The sequence below is a fragment of the Roseovarius bejariae genome (assembly GCF_009669325.1).
GTDB classification, from domain to species: Bacteria; Pseudomonadota; Alphaproteobacteria; order Rhodobacterales; family Rhodobacteraceae; genus Roseovarius; species Roseovarius bejariae.
Genome location: NZ_SZWE01000001.1, coordinates 2,140,109 through 2,156,776, shown reverse-complemented (window position 1 = coordinate 2,156,776; position 16,668 = coordinate 2,140,109). Strand labels below are relative to the sequence as shown.

Here is a 16,668-nt window from a genome sequence, read left to right as displayed (position 1 = left end):
CCGATGGCCGCTTCAGCCAAGCTGAGCCGAAGCATTTGATTTCATGCCTAGCCACCAGATTGGCTTGAAGTCATTGACCATCATTATTCCTCAACATGGTATCCTTCAGAGAAATCGAAATATACCGACCCGATGGGCCGGCCGGTATTATCGCCCACGTCATGGTGGCCATCTTCAAAACCACCTTGTTCCAACTGATCCGCAATCTTGCGCAATGCATTCGCTGTCCAACCAGCGACCGTTTTTTGACTTGGACCCGATACGTTCAACTCGACATCACACTGGATGTACTGCGTTAGTTCACTCATAAGCTGCCCCTCTTCGATACCAGCTCCACCGTCAAAATATGCGCGGTCTTGGCGAAGAGCAAGGTCAGCTTTGGTATGGTTCAATATACCGCTGCCGACCACAAACCGAAGTCCCCTTTAGACCTTTATCGCCTGCACCAGCGCCAACTAAGCACAAATGCAACCGCAGCTAGGACAGGAAACATAAGCTCCAAAGGTAATCACATCCCCCACCTACCCAAGACGCCCGCAGCCGCCGCCGGGTCCTTCCTGATCCGTAACACGGTCTGCCGCGTCAGCCCTGTCGCCTTGCTGATCTCCGATGCACCAGCCCCATTGCCCAACATGTCCACGACCATGCCCAGCGCCTTCCGGTCATAGCTGGGCTTCTTCCCTCGGTACTTGACCTTGTCCTGCCGTGCGGCCTCTATACCAGCTTTCTGGGCTTCCTTCGTGGCCTCCGCCTGCGCTTGTGCCGTTGCCGCCATGAAGGCTATCAGCGCATCTCTCACGGCCTCCTGCATGGGGTCTTGTGTGGCCCCGTCGAAGGTCAGGCCATTGATCACCGTCTTCACCACGCCCCCCTGCCTCATGAAGTGGCGGATGGTGTCGGTTACGTCTTGGTAGTTGCGGCCAAGTCTGTCCACCCAGCGCACCACCAGCGTGTCACCGTGGCGCAGCTTGTCGTACAGACGCCGCCCCTCTGGCCGCTCCTGCAGCGTGGTGCTGACACCCGACACACCATGATCTGCGATCACCTCGTCAATCTCGAAGCCTGCAGCTTCAGCCTGAGCTTTCTGGTGGTCAAGCGTTTGGTCTGCAGTGGAAACACGCGCGTAGAAGATGGTCTTGGTCATAGTGCCCTCTTGTCCGTTTGGGTTCTGTACGTTGAGTATGATGTACGTAGACTCTAGTCAAGCCTTACGTACACCCATTCGGACAGATGTTTTACTGTACGTTAGACTATATCCTAACGGACACCCTGCTCGAGCTACAATGAGGGTTGAAACATGGCAGGATCGGTGTTCACAAGGTTGGCAATCTATACGGGAAACAACGGAGGATTCATGAAACGATATTCGATGCCGATAGTCTCAACGTTGGCAGTGCTAATCGCAGGTCCTGCCTCTGCTGATACGCTAGAGTTCGTGTGCGACTTCCCTCGTCAAGCGACAGACGAAGGCGTCGCATCGCAAGATTTCGGCATGACTTTCGTAGTCGATACAGTTTCTGGTGACGCCTTCATCAAAGGCAACAACGGCGTTGCACCTGTTGCTGTCCTTCGTGGCGACTTTGCGGTAACCTTTCTGGAGACACTCGACTCCGGAGCCGTTCAAACGACAACGGTCGCAGACACTGGAGAAGCCGTTCACAGTAGGCACACGATCCTAGGTGGCAGTGTGATGTCTCCATCGCAGAACTACGGTACTTGTGAGTGGTAAGCCTTCTCTTCTTTTCAGATGACCTGCCACTCAATTGCCTTTGGGGGACTAGGAGGTTTTCGCCCCATTATGGTAAGCGCTTCAGATATTCGTCGCAAAATTGGTCGCGGGTCCCATGCGAAGCTCTCGCGGTCAGAACGCTGGCCCTTCCTTTGCGATAGCAGCGATACAGTCCACCTCCTCTTCAGAGAACTCCTCGCCGATGCGCATTCCCAGCAATCCAATGGCTTCATCTGACCTGTCAGTTATGGGAACCCAGCCGAGAGTATCTGCGACTTTTTCAAGCGTGTTCTTCCCAAGACATCGTTCAATGAACATTGCAGTTGCCTCTGGCCACCTTTGCCCGAGTTTTGTGAACGTGCCGCCAATTTGCTCATCGGCTCTAGCTACTGCGGCCTCCATCGCCTGAAACCTCTCATCATCAGTCCAGTCACCTCGATCTCTGCCTTGCGACAGGCGGAGCGCTTCTTTCCAGGTCTCTGGCAAGCTATCGCCATCACCAGCAAGTTGCTTCCTGACCCTCCGTTGGGTCGCAACTGTCCGTTCAGATATCCCACACAACTGAGCTATGCCCTTCTTCGACAAGCCATGTTCCGTGTCGTTCTTCCAAGCCCAGTTGGCTTTCTCATCGTACGTGAGAGGTAGACGGTTCTTCGCGTTATCGGCAACAGGGAGCATCTGGGCGATATGCTTGTCACACCTAAACACTTGGACTTCGACCTTTGCGTCTGGCTTGATGCGCCGGTAAGCTTCCAGCCTGTGATGACCATCAGCGACAATGATGGTGCCGTTATCGGGGTCTTCCCAAACACTCATTGGGTCAAGCTCATGTCCACGCCTAAGCACGTCGCTCAGACCGGCTACGTGGTTCTCCATTCGCTCACCGAAACGAGGTTGGAAAGCCTCTTCGTCTGTCTGGATGCTGGAAATGTTCAAACGCCGCTTGGTAGGGCGCGGCAGGCCCTTATTCTTCATGTTCATCAGTAGTTTCCATTGGATCGCGTTGCAGGATGACTGGTCCGCGCGGGTATGCACCTGCACACCCCAAGGCTTGCATAGCCAAGCCGCCGCCTATGCTACCCCTCAAGCTGCCTTTTGCGAGCTGCCGAAAGGGACAAGCTAGAGCTTAAGAGCTATAGCTACCGATCCTCCTCCACCTCCCCACAGGGAGTGGAAGGCTATAGGGATAAGCACATGCTGCAATGCTAGACGAAGAGACCTCCCCGCCGCCACCACGAAGTGGAAAGGCGAGACCCTAGGGATTAGCTGTAGCCAAGCTATTGCTGAAAACCTATCGACACATTGAGGAAGCCCACACGGACTCACATAGCGCCGCCTGAGGCAGCTTGAGCAGTTCATAGGGGGGCAACCCCCGAGAGACGCGGTGGTGACGCCCCTGAGGGCCTGCTGCGAACCAACCAGTGGACAGATTTGGTGGACTAAATCCTACACTTGATTTCCGCTCTCGCGGCATCTGTCTAGCTGTCACTGGAATGGTGGAACCTAGATACTCTCACCACTTCACATCTGGCCAAGTGATCTTCCCAATTACCTCACTCAGGACATCATATTCGAGACCTTCAGCGCTATATGTATCGAAGGTTATGCTGCCAATTCTGTGTCCCAGTAATCGCTTGATCTCGCGCGAACTGACACGAGCGTTTTCCAACTTGTTGGCGACCGAGTGCCTAAAGCTATGGTAAACTTTGTCTCTGCCGAAGCCCAATTCTCTCTTCACTTCGGTAAACTCGTTGGTCAGCGTTGTATCTGCGAGAGGCGACCTGCTCCATTCGGCTACATCATCGAGTATTTCTGGATGGCAGGGAATGCGACGTGTGCGCCAATCTTTTTTCGTTTCGGGCAGATAGAGCGTTGGTGTGTCTGTGTTTGCTCCTTCAAGTCTCACCCCGCAAACGCCGCTTCTTGATGCCCCGCTGTATGCTGCGATCTTGATGGCCAGCCAAAGTCTGCGCCTGCGGGTTCCCCTGAGAGCTTCCATGATCATTAGATAGTCTTCGTCTGTGATGGATTTGACGCGTATCGCATGAACAGCGCTGTCCATCTCACGCACCGACCACAGCTCAGTGTCACTCGGCCAACCGTGATAACGCCAGATGCCACGGTAAGCTGTCGTGTACTTCTGGACCGTTGCCTTAGCATTGTCGGTCAATAGGTCGTGTAGAAACCGCCTAGCATTGCGCTGGTTAATGACCTCTTTGTAAGGGAAGTTACTCAAAAGAATTGAAATAGCGCGACGATACTCGGTCTTGGTCTTGTGTGCTTTGCCACGTTTTGTCTCGAACCATTCCCAACAATATGGCTCAAGTGGTGTTAGCGAACCCTGCAGGATTTGTACTTCCCGCCATATCTCAGCCCCCGCGGGACTATTGATTACGTCCTCTCGTGCATCGTTAAGATCCTCAATACCCTCCGATGACGCTTTGCGATGAGCGAGTCGGTCAATCTTGTCCCAAAGAAAAGAAATGTGCTGCGATGTTTCTTCTGGCGATTCTTCGCGCTCCTCCAACAGGTACGCATCGTCGCTGATGTAGGTTGAGGGAGCTGATGTGTTAGACTGCTGCCCTCGTGTTTGGCGAATACGCATCTCGGACCACAGGTCCTGATAGCTTTTGAGCTTGGCGTCACGCAGTTTTCTTGCGGCAGTTACATCACTGGTTTTGAGAGACCCCTCGACGAACTTAGATGCTCTGGCCTCGTAGAACTGATGCACGTCTGCGGGTATGCGTATTTTGAAGTGCCAGCGGTCCCCGCGCTTGATCATATGGTGGTTCTTCGTCTTCACGTCTCAACCTTAATGTGTGGCGGTTTGTGTGTCGTGAATATGGAAATATGATCAAGATATCAATAACATAAGGGTCGCGCCCCTTTGTATCACCCCTTCCTGCCGGGGTCGCCAGCGCCGTCTTTCAGCCCATTACAATAATTGGCACAGGGTTTGGTCAGAGATCAAAATCGGCCTCTTCCACATCTGACGTCATGCTGGTCTTGCGGGCGTCGGCAACTTTTGCCATCAAGGATGGGTTCGAGATCACCTGCCTAAATTCCAGAATTCGGCCAGCTGGCCCATAGCTCAGTGCAAACAGCATCACCTCATGATCCGGGCACTCTCCCCTGCCCTCGAACAGCCGTGGCAGCGAAAGCGGGCTTGCGACGCGCGGCACTGCTAGATTTCCGCTTTCGTCGAACCACGCGGCACGAGTATCGAAGAGCTTCATGTATCCCTTCGCACGGGCCTTTTGATCACGTACAAGCCCACCTCGGCTGCTCTTGAGCCTGGCGTTCATCGACCGCTCGCAGGAGATTGCCTTGCGACCGACCGATTGGCCGGGTTGGTGTTTAGGCTTTGTCGACAGAAAAAGCGTGGTGGGCAACGTGTCGTCATCCAAGGCAGATGTATCAATGTCCGCATAGGTCTCGATCAACTGCCTGCGCAACTGCGCCCATGTCGAGCCTTTGCCGGACGCGAAGAACCTTGAAGAGGAACGCAAGCTGCGCAGGCGCGACTTTCTGGAGCAATATTCCGAGGACAGGCACAACCTCATCGCGATGAAGGACGCGCAGTCAAAAGCTGCCATTCATGTGACACGGACCCATAAGGGAGGTGGGTCAGCCCGCTCCTCCCTTGTCAGATGACCCGTATCACATCCTTATCAATCGCCAGCATATATCCACGTCGGGCGATATTTTTGACCAAAAGCTCACTGACCAGTTGGTTGCCCAGAGTATCACGCAGGCGCTTGATACGGGTGGCTCCGGCGGCCTCCTCGCAATCATCGGCGGAGCGCCCCGAGATCATCGCCTCGATCTGGGCGCCGGTCAGCACGTCGTCGTCCATCCGCGCCTCGGCGAGGATGGACAGGGTTTCCATCGCCGCATCGGTCAGTTTGAAACCGTGGTTGTTGAGATAAACGGCGTTTTCCTCGCGGCTGATAAGCAGCGAACTGACCTGAATGCCGGAGCGTTCGATCTGGGCCATGCGACGGTTGAGGGCCACGAGCATCAGGAGGAACACCAAGGCCGCCACCAGCAGGGCCGTGGCAAAGACCAGAAGCACGAAGATCACCATGCGGTAGCTGCTTAATGTCTCGGAAAAAGCGGTGCCAGAGAGCGCGAGGATTTCCAGCAGTTTGATTTCGGCATCCGAGGTGAGCGCGTCGTTCTCGATGAAGATACGTTCGACCCGTGCATTGAAGGCATTGGCATCCGGCAGGCTAAGAAACAGGAACACGGCGGCCAGGGCGAGGATCAGCACCACGGCGGCCACCCCGAAGGTGACGACGCGGGTGCCCGACCGGCGGGCCTCGGAAGCGGTGGCTTGGGACTCGGACAACGGAAACCCCCTGAGTTATTGCTCGGACACCGAGAGCACCTTGAGAAGGGTCAGCCCGCGGCGGGACAGTTGATCGGCCAACTGTGTACGTGCGTTCCGTATCGTACAGGGGCCGCTGATTTGCGCCACATCGTAATGAAGTTCCAGCGGATTATCGCGCTTGGCCTTGTATTCGGCCACGCAGGCGGCATGCGCCATGGCGGGCAGGGAAAGGGCCAGTGCGCTGACCAAGGTGAGGGAGAGGATTTTCTGTGTCATGCGCCCAAGGTGCGCCGAAAGCCTATGGCTATTCAATATCCATACGGCGCAAAGGCGATAATTATTGCCTGTTATCGGATAACAAGGGGCCGTTATTGCCTGTCTTTCGGCCCTCGCATCAAGTTGGGATATCGGCTTGGCCACTCGGGTCCGGCCTTGGATCAACCTGACGAAAGGACAAGACCCATGCATCGCAAGTTCATTACACTCATTGTGGCGGCCTCCATGGCCGTAACCGGGTTGAGCGCCGCCCCCGCCCGCGCCGACGCCGAAGACGCGGCCAAAGTCATCGCCGGGGTGGCCGCCCTTGCCATCCTCGGCGCGGCCATTGCCGACGCCGACGACGACAGGGATCGCGTGACCCGCAACCGCGGTCACCTGCGCCATGACAACCGGCATCGTGGACATGGCAAGAAATGGGGTCATCGGAAAAATCGCGACAACTGGAACAAGCGCCAACGCAACAACAATCATGCCCGCCCCCTGCCTAATCGGGTAAAACGCAAATTGCTGCCGGGGGCCTGCCGGACCCAAGTCCGCGTACGGGGTGGACAATCCATTCGTGGTTTCGGGCGGTACTGCCTGACGCGGAATTACGGGTATGCCAATAGCCTGCCACGTGCCTGCAAGACGAGCGTGCGGAGCCGTCATGGCAAGCTGCGCACCATTTATCGGGGCCGCTGCCTGTATCGGCATGGCTATCGTGAGGCAAACGCACGCTGGTAAGGCGGAGCATCAGACTATCGAGCAGATCGGAGGGAAGGGCATCTGCCCTTCCCTTTTGCATTATCGGGCAAGGCATGGTTTTAGCATCCCATGACAGGACCGGATTTTTCACATGCACAAGAGGCCATCACGCAGGGCGCCACCCGCGTCGCTGGCGTGGACGAGGTAGGACGCGGGCCATTGGCCGGGCCGGTAACGGCAGCGGCGGTGATTTTGGAACCCGGCAACGTTCCCGACGGCCTGCACGATTCAAAGAAACTCAGCGCCAAGCGGCGCGAGGCGCTGCACGATGCCTTGATGACCTGCGCAGAGGTGTCAGTGGCCCATGCCAGCGTCGAGGAGATTGACGAGCTTAACATCCTGCGCGCCTCGCATCTGGCGATGGAACGGGCGATTGCCGGGTTATCCACCCCGCCCGACATCGCGCTGATCGACGGCAACATGATCCCCCGCGGTCTGACCATTCCCGCCCGGTCCATCGTCAAGGGCGATGCGGTTTCGCTGTCGATTTCGGCGGCCTCAATTGTGGCTAAAATAAGGCGCGACCGCATCATGTGGGATTTGGCGCAACAGTTCCCCGGCTATGGATGGGAAAGCAATGCAGGTTACCCATCGAAAACCCACAAAGAGGCCCTTCAAAATCTTGGTGTGACCCCACACCATAGACGTTCCTTCAAGCCGGTACACAATATCTTGTATCAAGAAAAATCTGTAAGTGACTGATTCAAAAAAGAAATTGACGGCGAATCGGCTTTGACTCATCTTTGACCTCAACGACCAGAGCGCACAAAGCGCCGGGACAGAGGCAGAAAATGAAAACGATGACCAAAGCCAAGAGTGCGCAAGCGCTCCCACTCAATACGATTCTGGACGGGGACTGCATCGAGATGATGAACAGCCTCCCCGAGGCATCCGTCGACCTGATCTTTGCCGATCCGCCCTATAACCTGCAGCTCAAGGGTGATTTGCACCGGCCCGACAACAGCGCGGTTGATGCGGTAGACGATGCGTGGGATCAGTTCGCCAGCTTCGAGGCCTATGACAAGTTCACGCGAGAATGGCTGAAAGCCGCGCGTCGGTTGCTCAAGCCGAATGGCGCGATCTGGGTGATCGGCAGCTATCACAACATTTTCCGCGTCGGTGCCGCGCTTCAGAACGAAGGCTTCTGGATTCTGAATGACGTCGTGTGGCGCAAATCGAACCCGATGCCGAATTTCCGGGGCAAGCGCCTGACCAATGCACATGAAACGATGATCTGGGCGTCGAAACAGGAAGGCGCGAAATACACCTTCAACTACGAAGCCCTGAAATCGCTGAACGAAGGCGTGCAGATGCGCAGTGACTGGGTTCTGCCGATTTGCACCGGGCATGAGCGCCTGAAAGACGACAAGGGCGACAAGGCCCACCCGACACAAAAACCCGAGAGCCTGCTGCACCGTGTATTGGTCGGAAGCACCAATCCGGGCGACGTGGTGCTTGACCCGTTCTTTGGCACCGGCACAACCGGCGCCGTGGCCAAGATGCTGGGCCGGGACTTTATCGGCATTGAACGCGAAGCGGCCTATCGCAAGGTGGCCGAAAAGCGCCTTGCCGGCATTCGCAAATACGATCGCGAGGCCCTGGAGGTTTCCAAGGCCAAGCGCGCCGAACCGCGCGTACCCTTCGGGCAGTTGGTCGAACGCGGTATGCTGCGCCCCGGTGAGGAACTTCTGAGCATGAACGGGCGTCACAAGGCCAAGGTGCGTGCCGACGGGACGCTGATTGGCGATGATGTGCGCGGCTCGATCCACCAGGTGGGGGCGGCCCTTGAAGGCGCGCCAAGCTGTAACGGCTGGACATATTGGTGCATCAAGCGCGAAGGCAAGCGTGTGCCGATCGATCTTTTCCGACAGCAGATCCGTGCCGAGATGGCCGATCGCCCGAATTGAATCACATGAACAACTGAACACCGCCGGTGCCTGTGGCCTGACGCTTTAGGCACTTACCTCGTGCCCCGCCCTTCGTGGCGGGGCTTTTTTATCCGCCGATGTCTTCGGGGGCGAGAGCCACGGATTTTATCACTGCGTGGCAGGGGGCGCCGGTATGCAGGCCAAGGCGTGTGGCCGAACGCCGGGTGACGCGGGCAAGGATGCGGCCCGCGGCAGTGTCGAGCGAAACCATGGCACCGGGGCCCTGACCGCTTCGGATATCGTGGATGGTACCGGACAAGATATTGAGGGCGGAAAGCTCGGCGGGCGCCTTGGTGGACAGGATCACGTCATGCGCTGCAATGCGGACGCGAACGGTGCTGCCTTGTGCCTGGCCGAGCGCGGGAAGGAACAGCGGCGTGCCGCCAGCGTTGAGTTCGGTCAGGCCATCGGGATGATGCGTGGCAATGGTGGCTTCGATCACGGCGCCCGCCGCCCGCGCCCCCAAGGGCGTCACCTTGGGATCGCCCAGAACCTCGGCTGCCGTGCCCTGCCCAATGACGCGACCATCCTCCAGGGCGACGACGGTGGTGGCGAGGCGCGCAACCTCGGCCGCGGAATGGGTGACGTAGAGGATAGGAATTTCCACCTCGTCGCGGAGACGCTCGAAATAGGGCAGCACCTCGGCCTTGCGGGCATCGTCCAGGGCCGAGAGGGGTTCATCCGCCAAGATCATGCGCGGCGCGGCCAACAGGGCACGTCCAATCGCGACGCGCTGTTTTTCACCGCCTGAAAGAGCGGCAGGACGGCGGTGCAATAGTTGACCAAGGCCCAGCATATCCACCACATGCGCCATCGGCTCGGGCGTCGCATCCTTGGGCGCGAAGCAGCTGCCATATCGCAGGTTCTGCCGGACGGTGAGATGCGGAAACAGGCGCCCCTCCTGAAAGATATAACCGATGCGGCGCTTGTGGGGTGGCAACCACGCCTTGCGCGCCGTGTCGAAAAGCAGCCAGTCATTCACCTGCATACGCCCCTCTTCGGGGCGCAGCAGGCCCGCAGCGGCGTTAACGATCGTCGTCTTGCCCGAGCCGGAGCGCCCGTAGAGCACGGTCAATCCCTCGGGCACCTCGAACTGCGCCTCAAGCGTGAAGCCCTGAAAGGCATGACGCAGGGAACAGGACAGCGTCATGCGCCACCTATCCTTGCGGCCATGCGGCGCGAGACCCATTCCGACAGGGCCAACGCGCCCGCCGCGATCCCGACCGAGATAACGGCAAGGCGCAACGCGCGCGCCTCCCCACCCGGGGTTTCAAGGGCAAGGTCGATGGCAAGCGGAATGGTTTGTGTCTCGCCGGGAATGTTGGACACGAAGGTAATTGTGGCCCCGAATTCGCCCATCCCCTTTGCAAAGGCCAGCACGCACCCGGCCAGGATACCCGGCAGGATCATCGGCAGGGTAACCGTGGCAAAGACCCATGCGCGGGAGGCGCCCAGGGTCGCGGCGGCCTGTTCCAACTTGGGGTCGACCGCCTCGATCGACAGGCGCGTGGCACGGACCATGAAGGGAAAGGCCATCACCCCCGAGGCAAGCGCCGCCCCGGTCCAGCGAAAGGCAAAGGTCAGACCGAAGGTCTCTTGCAGAAACGCCCCCACGCCCCCCTGTGTCCCGAAGGCGATCAGCAAAAGATAGCCCGTTACGACCGGCGGCATAATGAGCGGCAAGTGAACAAGGATATTGAGCGCCTGCCGCCCCGGGAACGTCCAGCGGGCGAGGACATAAGCAATGAAGACCCCGACGGGCAGGCAAAAGAGCGTGGCCCAAAAGGCCACACGCAGCGACAGCGCCACGGCCTGCCATTCTTCGGGGGTCAGCCACTCCATCCTGTCCGCCCTAGTCCGAGGGGCGGGAAAACCCCGCCTCGGCAAAAATCGCTTGGCTCTCGGCGGTGTCGAGGTAGGCAAGAAAATCCGTCACGGCCGCACCATCCGCCGTGGCCATGGCGGCCACAGGGTAAAGGATACGCGGGTGAGAACCAGCCGGGAAGCGGGCGACGATAGTAACATCATCCTCGGCGCGGGCGTCGGTTTCATACACGATACCATATGGGGCCGCGCCAGAGGCCACAAACGACAAGGCAGCCCGAACATTGGCCGCTTGCGCAACCTTCGGCGCCACACCGTCCCACAAATCGAAATGCCGTAACGCGGCCTTACCGTAGACACCCGCCGGGACCGCATCGACCAATCCCATAGCCAAGCGCCCGTCACCCAGCAGGGAGGACAGATCAAGGGTTGGGCCGATGGACACGGGGGGCGTTGCCGGGTCATGCGCGATAAGGACAAGCGCATTGCCCAGAAGGTTGCGACGGGTACCCGACGCGATCAGGCCCTCGTGTTGCAGCCGGTCCATCCAATCGACATTGGCGGAAATGAATACATCCGCCGGTGCGCCCATCTGGATTTGTCGGGCGAGTTTCGACGACCCGGCAAGAGACAGACGCAATTCATGGCCTGTTTCGTCCTCGAAGCGCGGCTCGATCTGTTGCAGGACATCCGTCAGGCTGGAGGCCGCGAAAACGGTGACCTCCCCCGCGACGAGCGGCGCAGGCACGACGCAGGTCAACAGCAGCGCGAGACGCAGTTTTGCAAATCCACTTTTGATGCGTTTTACCCACATACAACATTGCCCAATGTTTCCACTCCATGAACCTACCCACTTGACCACAGATCGCAAGATTGCTCCGGGCGGACCAAAGCGCACAGGTCAAGCCGGTTTGGGCAACCGGCTACGAACCAGTGCAACCCAGAAGTCAGCCCCGATGGGCAATAGGGCGTCGTTGAAATCGTAATCGCTGCTGTGCAGGGGTTGGGCGTTCGGCCCCTCTTCACCGTTGCCCATAAGAAGGAAACAGGCCGGAACAGCGGCGGCAAAATGGGCGAAGTCTTCGGAAAAACTCATTGGCGGGCGATCCGGCAAAGTTTCACAGCCCATATCGCGGGCGGTTTCGATCACCGCTTCGGTGGGCTCGGGCGCGTTGATGGTTTCTATGAATTCGGTGTTGAATACCATCTCGGCGGTAATACCATGCGCGGTCGCGATACCTTGGGTCATTTGCCGCATAAGGGCCTCAATCGTTTCCCGGTCCTGCGGGTCGCGGGCGCGCACATCGCCCTTGAGCGTGGCTTGTCCGGGCAAGACATTACGTTGCCCGTCGGTCAGGAATTCCGTCACCGACACCACAGCCCCTGCGCCCGGGGGCAGTTTCCGTGAAACGATGGTTTGCAGCGCCTGCACCAGTTCGGCCCCGATGGTGATGGCATCGCGCCCGGCCTGCGGCATCGAGGCATGGCCGCCCTGCCCCTCGATCCGGATCTCGAACAGGCTTTCGCTGGAACAGATGAGGCCCTTGCGGGTCGAGACCTGCCCCAAAGGCGCACCGGGCAGGTTATGGATGGCATAGACCTCCTCGATCGGGAAACGATCCAGCACGCCTTCGTCGATCATGGCACGCGCGCCAAGGCCGTGTTCCTCGTTCGGTTGGAAAAGGAACACCACAGTACCGTCAAACCCCGGATCGGCGGCAAGGGCCTTCGCGGCGCCCAGTAGCATGGTCATATGCCCATCATGGCCGCAGGCATGCATGACGCCGGGCGCTTGCGATACGTGGTCATGGTGGCCCGTTTCATGGATCGGCAGGGCATCCATATCGGCGCGCAACCCGATGGCGCGATTACCTTGACCCGCGCGCAGGATGCCGATGACACCGATGCCTTCATGCACCTCAAGCCCGAGGTCGCGTAGGAAACGGGCAATGCGTGCCTTGGTACGCTCCTCATTGAAGCCCAGTTCGGGTTTCATGTGGAACTCGCGCCGCAGGGTGATGAGGTCGTCGGGGCCGCTTGCCATTGGGGTCTCCTGCCGAATGCCGAATAGTCTAGCCGAAATGCCCTAGCATAACAGAGGCATAATTCGCACGGCAGTTGACGGACGTTAATGTGACAAACCGAGTGAAGCGTCAGACTTCTCTTGCAACCATGCAAAGGAAGGAGAGGTGATATGACTTCTTTGAAAAAGGTGATGATCTTGGTCGCAAATGTGACGTTATTTGCAGGCACCGGGACTGCGATGGCACAACCGACCTACGATCCCGAAACAATGGAGCCCGTGATGATAACTCCGAAAGATTGGGAGTTCCAAAATTCCTGTGCATCCTGTCATGGTGAAGACGGCAAGGGAGCCGGGTTTCTGACGCGAGTGTTCAGCGGTGTGAACCCCGGTGACCTTACCCAACTTGCAGCCGGGAATGGCGGCACCTTTCCCATGGAACGGGTGTATGCCGTCATCGACGGTCGGGCCGATGTCGGCGCCCATGGACCCCGTAAAATGCCAGTATGGGGGGATCGCTACATGACAGCGGCAACCGGACAATGGGGGCCTGACGAGCTGAACGAACTTCGGGTCAGAAACCGCATTTATGCTTTGGTCCACTACCTACAGTCCATTCAGGCCCCAACCGAATGAAGACGCGAACGGCCTGCGCGGACCTGCATTCACCCGCTCCACTCTTGGCCCGCCATTGAAAGGGCTGGGTAAGATTATCTCACGACATAGACCGAACAATTCGAATGCCGCACGACCCGCGCGGCATTGGGCCCCAGAAGGTAATCCTTGAAATCCGGCTTGTGCGCACCGATCACGATCAGCGATGCCTTGTCAGCCTCTGCCACGCGCAGGATCTCGTCATAAGCATTGCCGGTGGCCACGATGTGGCGCACCTTGGTGTTGGCCTCATCGCCCAGAACCTCGGACACCAGATCATTCAACCGCTTGCGGGCCTCTTCGACCGCTTTGTCGTGGTGACTTTGGTCAAAGTAGGTGCCCACGACGCTCATGCCGTAGTCGGGAACAACGGTGATGACGTCAAGCTGTGCCGCATCAAGGGCGGCCTGCCGTGCGGCGGCCTTCAACACGTTATCGTCACGGTGCGGGTTGCTGATATCGACTGCACATAGAACAGGGCCGGTCATGCGGGTACTCCTTCGTTGGCTTGCTTGGTCATGCGAGCGCGCTGAAGCAGGGCAATCAGCCCCAGAAGCACGAGCGCGGGAATGAAGATCAACTCCTGCGGCCATTGGCTCGCGGGGGCCTTGACCGACTGAACCACGACAGGATCATCACCGTAGAAATCGAACCCCTGCATCGTCTCCGAGAATGGCGTCCCGAACATCGGCTCTTCAAGCAGGACATTGCCCTCCTCTTCCATCAGGGCCAGCCCGTAGTCCTGCAACATGGCAGCACCATCCAGACCGTCCTTCTTAGTCAGAACCAGTGTCGTATCCTTCGGCTCGCCAGTAATGAAATCAGGGCCGGAGACGACCATGCGCAATTCATCACCCGGATTGGCCGCGCCAAGCGCCTGTTCCAGATTGGCCGGTTCGACCATCTCGAAGGGCGGTTGGATACGGTCCATGAAGTAATCGGGCCGGAACAGCGCGAAGGCGACCAACACCAAGGCAAGGCTTTCGTAGATCCGGCTTTTTGTCAGGAACCAGCCCATCGTGCCAGCAGTAAAGACAAGGATCGCAATTGTCGCGACCACGAAGGTTATGATCCCCTGCACCCAAGTCACATCAATCAACAACAGGTTGGTATTGAAAATGAACACGAACGGCAGGGCCACCGTGCGCAGGCTGTAGAAGAACGCGGTAAACCCGGTTCGGATCGCATCGCCCCCCGACACGGCGGCGGCGGCAAAACTGGCCAATCCCACGGGCGGTGTCACATCGGCCATGATGCCGAAGTAGAAGACGAACAGGTGCACCGCGATCAGCGGCACGATCAGCCCCGATTGCGCCCCCAGCTCCACGACCACACCCGCCATAAGCGAACTGACCACGATATAGTTGGCCGTGGTCGGCAGGCCCATGCCCAGGATGAGGCTGAGAAGGCCCACCATGACCAGCATCAGGATCAGATTGCCGCCCGAGAGGAACTCCACGAGGTTGGCCATGACCTGCCCCACACCGGTCAGTGTCACCGTTCCCACGATCACACCTGCCGTGGCGGTGGCAAGGCCGATGCCGATCATGTTCCGCGCGCCCGCAATCAGACCCTGAAGCAGGTCGATCAGACCTGCCCGCATGGCATTGGCCGTATCGCTTTCACCCCGGAAAATCGCCTTCAGAGGTCGCTGCGTGATCAGGATCACGAACAAAAGCGCGGTGGCCCAGAAGGCCGACAGGCCGGGGGATTTCTGTTCGATCATCAGGAAGTAGACCAGCACGATGATCGGCAGCAGGAAATAGAGCCCCGCCTTGTAAATCTCGCCCACCACCGGCAGGCGCACGTCCTCGGAATTGGGGTCGTCGGGTTCGAGATCAGGCACGCCTGCCGCCAGCCACAAGAGAGCGATATAGGCCAGCACCAGAAGCGCCGAGAGCACCGTCCCCGAGCCTTCGGGGAACATCGACACGATCCAGCCCACGGGATACTGCACACCATAGCACAGCCCCGCGAACCCCGCGAAAAAAACGAACATGCCACCGATGGTCCGGCCAAGGCTGACCACCCGGTCGCCCAGCGTGGGCATGTTGTTCTTCACCGCTTCGAGGTGAACGATGTAGACCAGCGCGATATAGCTGATCGCGGCAGGCAGGAAGGCATGGGTGATGACCTCGACATAGGAAATGCCGACATACTCCACCATCAGGAAGGCCGCCGCGCCCATCACTGGTGGCATGATCTGCCCGTTGACCGAACTGGCCACCTCGACCGCGCCACCCTTTTCACTGGAAAAGCCGACCCGCTTCATCAGCGGGATGGTAAAGGTGCCGGTGGTCACGACATTGGCGATGGAAGAACCGGAAATCAGGCCCGTTGCCGCCGAGCCGACGACAGCGGCCTTGGCCGGGCCGCCGCGCAGGTGGCCCAGCGCGCCAAAGGCCATCTTGATGAAATAGTTGCCCGCGCCCGCCTTGTCCAAAAGTGCGCCGAACAGCACGAACAAGAAAACGAATTTGGTCGAGACCCCAAGTGCGATGCCAAACACACCCTCGGAGGTGATCCACATATGGCTCATCGCCTTTTGCAGGCTGGCCCCTTTCCAGCGGATAACCTCGGGGATCCAGTCGGACGAGCCGAAAAAGACATAGGCCAGAAATATCGTCGCGATAATCGCCATGGCCGGGCCCAGTGCGCGGCGCGCACCCTCGAACAGAATGATAAGCCCGACCAAGGCAAACCATTTATCGGTGTGATCGGCCAACCCGCCGTTGTCGACGATCTTTTGATAGAAGAAATAACCATAAAGCGAGATGAACGTCCCCGCGAGCGCCAGAACCCAGTCGTAGATCGGCACATAGCTGCGCGGGCTGGATTTGAACATCGGGTAGGCCATGAAAGCCAGGAAGATCGCAAAGGCCAAGTGAATCTGGCGCGAGTTGTTGATCAGGTCGCCGGGCAGGACGTAATTCGATATGGGCGATGCCAACAGCACTTGAAACAGCGACCAGACGACGGCGATTACCGCCAGCATCAAACCCACGGTGCCTGCCGGTTCCCGCGCCCCGCCATCAGTTGAGGATACAAGCTCCTGTAGCTCGGCTTCGCTCAGCGGGCCTTTGCCGCCTGAATTATCTGTCATACCGTTCAACTCCCTGTCCCTGACAACGCTTGGCGCGTCGGTCTACTTGTT

The 16,668-nt window shown here is 58.5% G+C and carries 18 protein-coding genes; 5 read left to right on the top strand and 13 right to left on the bottom strand.

Annotated elements, in window-relative coordinates:
- Nucleotides 1–83: 83 nt before the first annotated feature.
- Nucleotides 84–308, bottom strand: a complete 225-nt coding sequence (locus FDP25_RS10320; RefSeq protein WP_154151395.1) for a hypothetical protein — start codon at nt 306–308, stop codon at nt 84–86.
- Between the two features lie 200 nt (nt 309–508).
- Nucleotides 509–1,144 (bottom strand): recombinase family protein, encoded by a 636-nt coding sequence (locus FDP25_RS10315; protein WP_154151393.1) that lies wholly within the window; start codon nt 1,142–1,144, stop codon nt 509–511.
- A 210-nt stretch (nt 1,145–1,354) separates the two neighbouring features.
- On the opposite strand from FDP25_RS10315, the gene FDP25_RS10310 reads away from it, so the two are divergent.
- The gene (locus FDP25_RS10310) at nt 1,355–1,729 is read left to right on the top strand and encodes a hypothetical protein (RefSeq protein ID WP_154151391.1); all 375 of its coding nucleotides are present in this window, start codon (nt 1,355–1,357) and stop codon (nt 1,727–1,729) included.
- Between the two features lie 132 nt (nt 1,730–1,861).
- On the opposite strand, the gene FDP25_RS10305 is transcribed toward FDP25_RS10310, so the two are convergent.
- From FDP25_RS10305 to FDP25_RS10285, 5 genes are all read right to left on the bottom strand, one after another.
- Entirely contained in the window at nt 1,862–2,710 is an 849-nt protein-coding gene (locus tag FDP25_RS10305) for a ParB N-terminal domain-containing protein (protein WP_154151389.1), read from the bottom strand.
- A 532-nt stretch (nt 2,711–3,242) separates the two neighbouring features.
- Nucleotides 3,243–4,532, bottom strand: coding sequence for a DUF6538 domain-containing protein (locus tag FDP25_RS17405; protein WP_154151388.1), 1,290 nt, complete (start codon nt 4,530–4,532; stop codon nt 3,243–3,245).
- Between the two features lie 157 nt (nt 4,533–4,689).
- On the bottom strand, nt 4,690–5,325 hold the full coding sequence (locus tag FDP25_RS10295) for a hypothetical protein (protein ID WP_154151383.1): 636 nt from the start codon (nt 5,323–5,325) through the stop codon (nt 4,690–4,692).
- A gap of 50 nt (nt 5,326–5,375) precedes the next feature.
- The gene (locus FDP25_RS10290; RefSeq protein ID WP_154151381.1) at nt 5,376–6,080 is read right to left on the bottom strand and encodes a winged helix-turn-helix domain-containing protein; all 705 of its coding nucleotides are present in this window, start codon (nt 6,078–6,080) and stop codon (nt 5,376–5,378) included.
- A 15-nt stretch (nt 6,081–6,095) separates the two neighbouring features.
- Nucleotides 6,096–6,338: a hypothetical protein gene (locus tag FDP25_RS10285; RefSeq protein ID WP_154151379.1), complete on the bottom strand. Its 243-nt coding sequence runs from the start codon at nt 6,336–6,338 to the stop codon at nt 6,096–6,098.
- 186 nt (nt 6,339–6,524) lie between these two features.
- On the opposite strand from FDP25_RS10285, the gene FDP25_RS10280 reads away from it, so the two are divergent.
- The 3 genes from FDP25_RS10280 to FDP25_RS10270 all read left to right on the top strand — a co-directional run bounded on the left by FDP25_RS10280 (nt 6,525) and on the right by FDP25_RS10270 (nt 8,992).
- Entirely contained in the window at nt 6,525–7,064 is a 540-nt protein-coding gene (locus FDP25_RS10280; RefSeq protein ID WP_154151377.1) for a hypothetical protein, read from the top strand.
- 90 nt (nt 7,065–7,154) lie between these two features.
- The gene (locus FDP25_RS10275; RefSeq protein WP_154151375.1) at nt 7,155–7,787 is read left to right on the top strand and encodes a ribonuclease HII; all 633 of its coding nucleotides are present in this window, start codon (nt 7,155–7,157) and stop codon (nt 7,785–7,787) included.
- A gap of 89 nt (nt 7,788–7,876) precedes the next feature.
- Complete coding sequence (locus FDP25_RS10270) at nt 7,877–8,992, top strand: site-specific DNA-methyltransferase (protein ID WP_154151373.1); 1,116 nt, start codon at nt 7,877–7,879, stop codon at nt 8,990–8,992.
- A gap of 88 nt (nt 8,993–9,080) precedes the next feature.
- Here the strand turns inward: FDP25_RS10270 and modC are convergent, their stop codons facing one another.
- From modC to FDP25_RS10250, 4 genes are all read right to left on the bottom strand, one after another.
- Nucleotides 9,081–10,163 (bottom strand): molybdenum ABC transporter ATP-binding protein, encoded by a 1,083-nt coding sequence (gene modC / locus FDP25_RS10265; RefSeq protein WP_154151371.1) that lies wholly within the window; start codon nt 10,161–10,163, stop codon nt 9,081–9,083.
- On the bottom strand, nt 10,160–10,855 hold the full coding sequence (modB, locus tag FDP25_RS10260; RefSeq protein ID WP_154151369.1) for a molybdate ABC transporter permease subunit: 696 nt from the start codon (nt 10,853–10,855) through the stop codon (nt 10,160–10,162). Before modB ends, modC begins: the two co-directional genes overlap by 4 nt.
- A gap of 10 nt (nt 10,856–10,865) precedes the next feature.
- The gene (gene modA / locus FDP25_RS10255; protein WP_154151367.1) at nt 10,866–11,651 is read right to left on the bottom strand and encodes a molybdate ABC transporter substrate-binding protein; all 786 of its coding nucleotides are present in this window, start codon (nt 11,649–11,651) and stop codon (nt 10,866–10,868) included.
- 87 nt (nt 11,652–11,738) lie between these two features.
- Complete coding sequence (locus tag FDP25_RS10250; RefSeq protein WP_154151365.1) at nt 11,739–12,881, bottom strand: amidohydrolase; 1,143 nt, start codon at nt 12,879–12,881, stop codon at nt 11,739–11,741.
- A gap of 150 nt (nt 12,882–13,031) precedes the next feature.
- Between FDP25_RS10250 and FDP25_RS10245 the strand changes: the two genes are divergently transcribed.
- Nucleotides 13,032–13,496 (top strand): c-type cytochrome, encoded by a 465-nt coding sequence (locus FDP25_RS10245; protein WP_154151363.1) that lies wholly within the window; start codon nt 13,032–13,034, stop codon nt 13,494–13,496.
- A 74-nt stretch (nt 13,497–13,570) separates the two neighbouring features.
- Here FDP25_RS10245 and FDP25_RS10240 read toward each other — a convergent pair whose 3' ends face one another.
- Complete coding sequence (locus tag FDP25_RS10240; RefSeq protein WP_154151361.1) at nt 13,571–14,002, bottom strand: universal stress protein; 432 nt, start codon at nt 14,000–14,002, stop codon at nt 13,571–13,573.
- Nucleotides 13,999–16,617: a TRAP transporter permease gene (locus FDP25_RS10235; protein ID WP_154151359.1), complete on the bottom strand. Its 2,619-nt coding sequence runs from the start codon at nt 16,615–16,617 to the stop codon at nt 13,999–14,001. Before FDP25_RS10235 ends, FDP25_RS10240 begins: the two co-directional genes overlap by 4 nt.
- Nucleotides 16,618–16,668 lie beyond the last annotated feature (51 nt).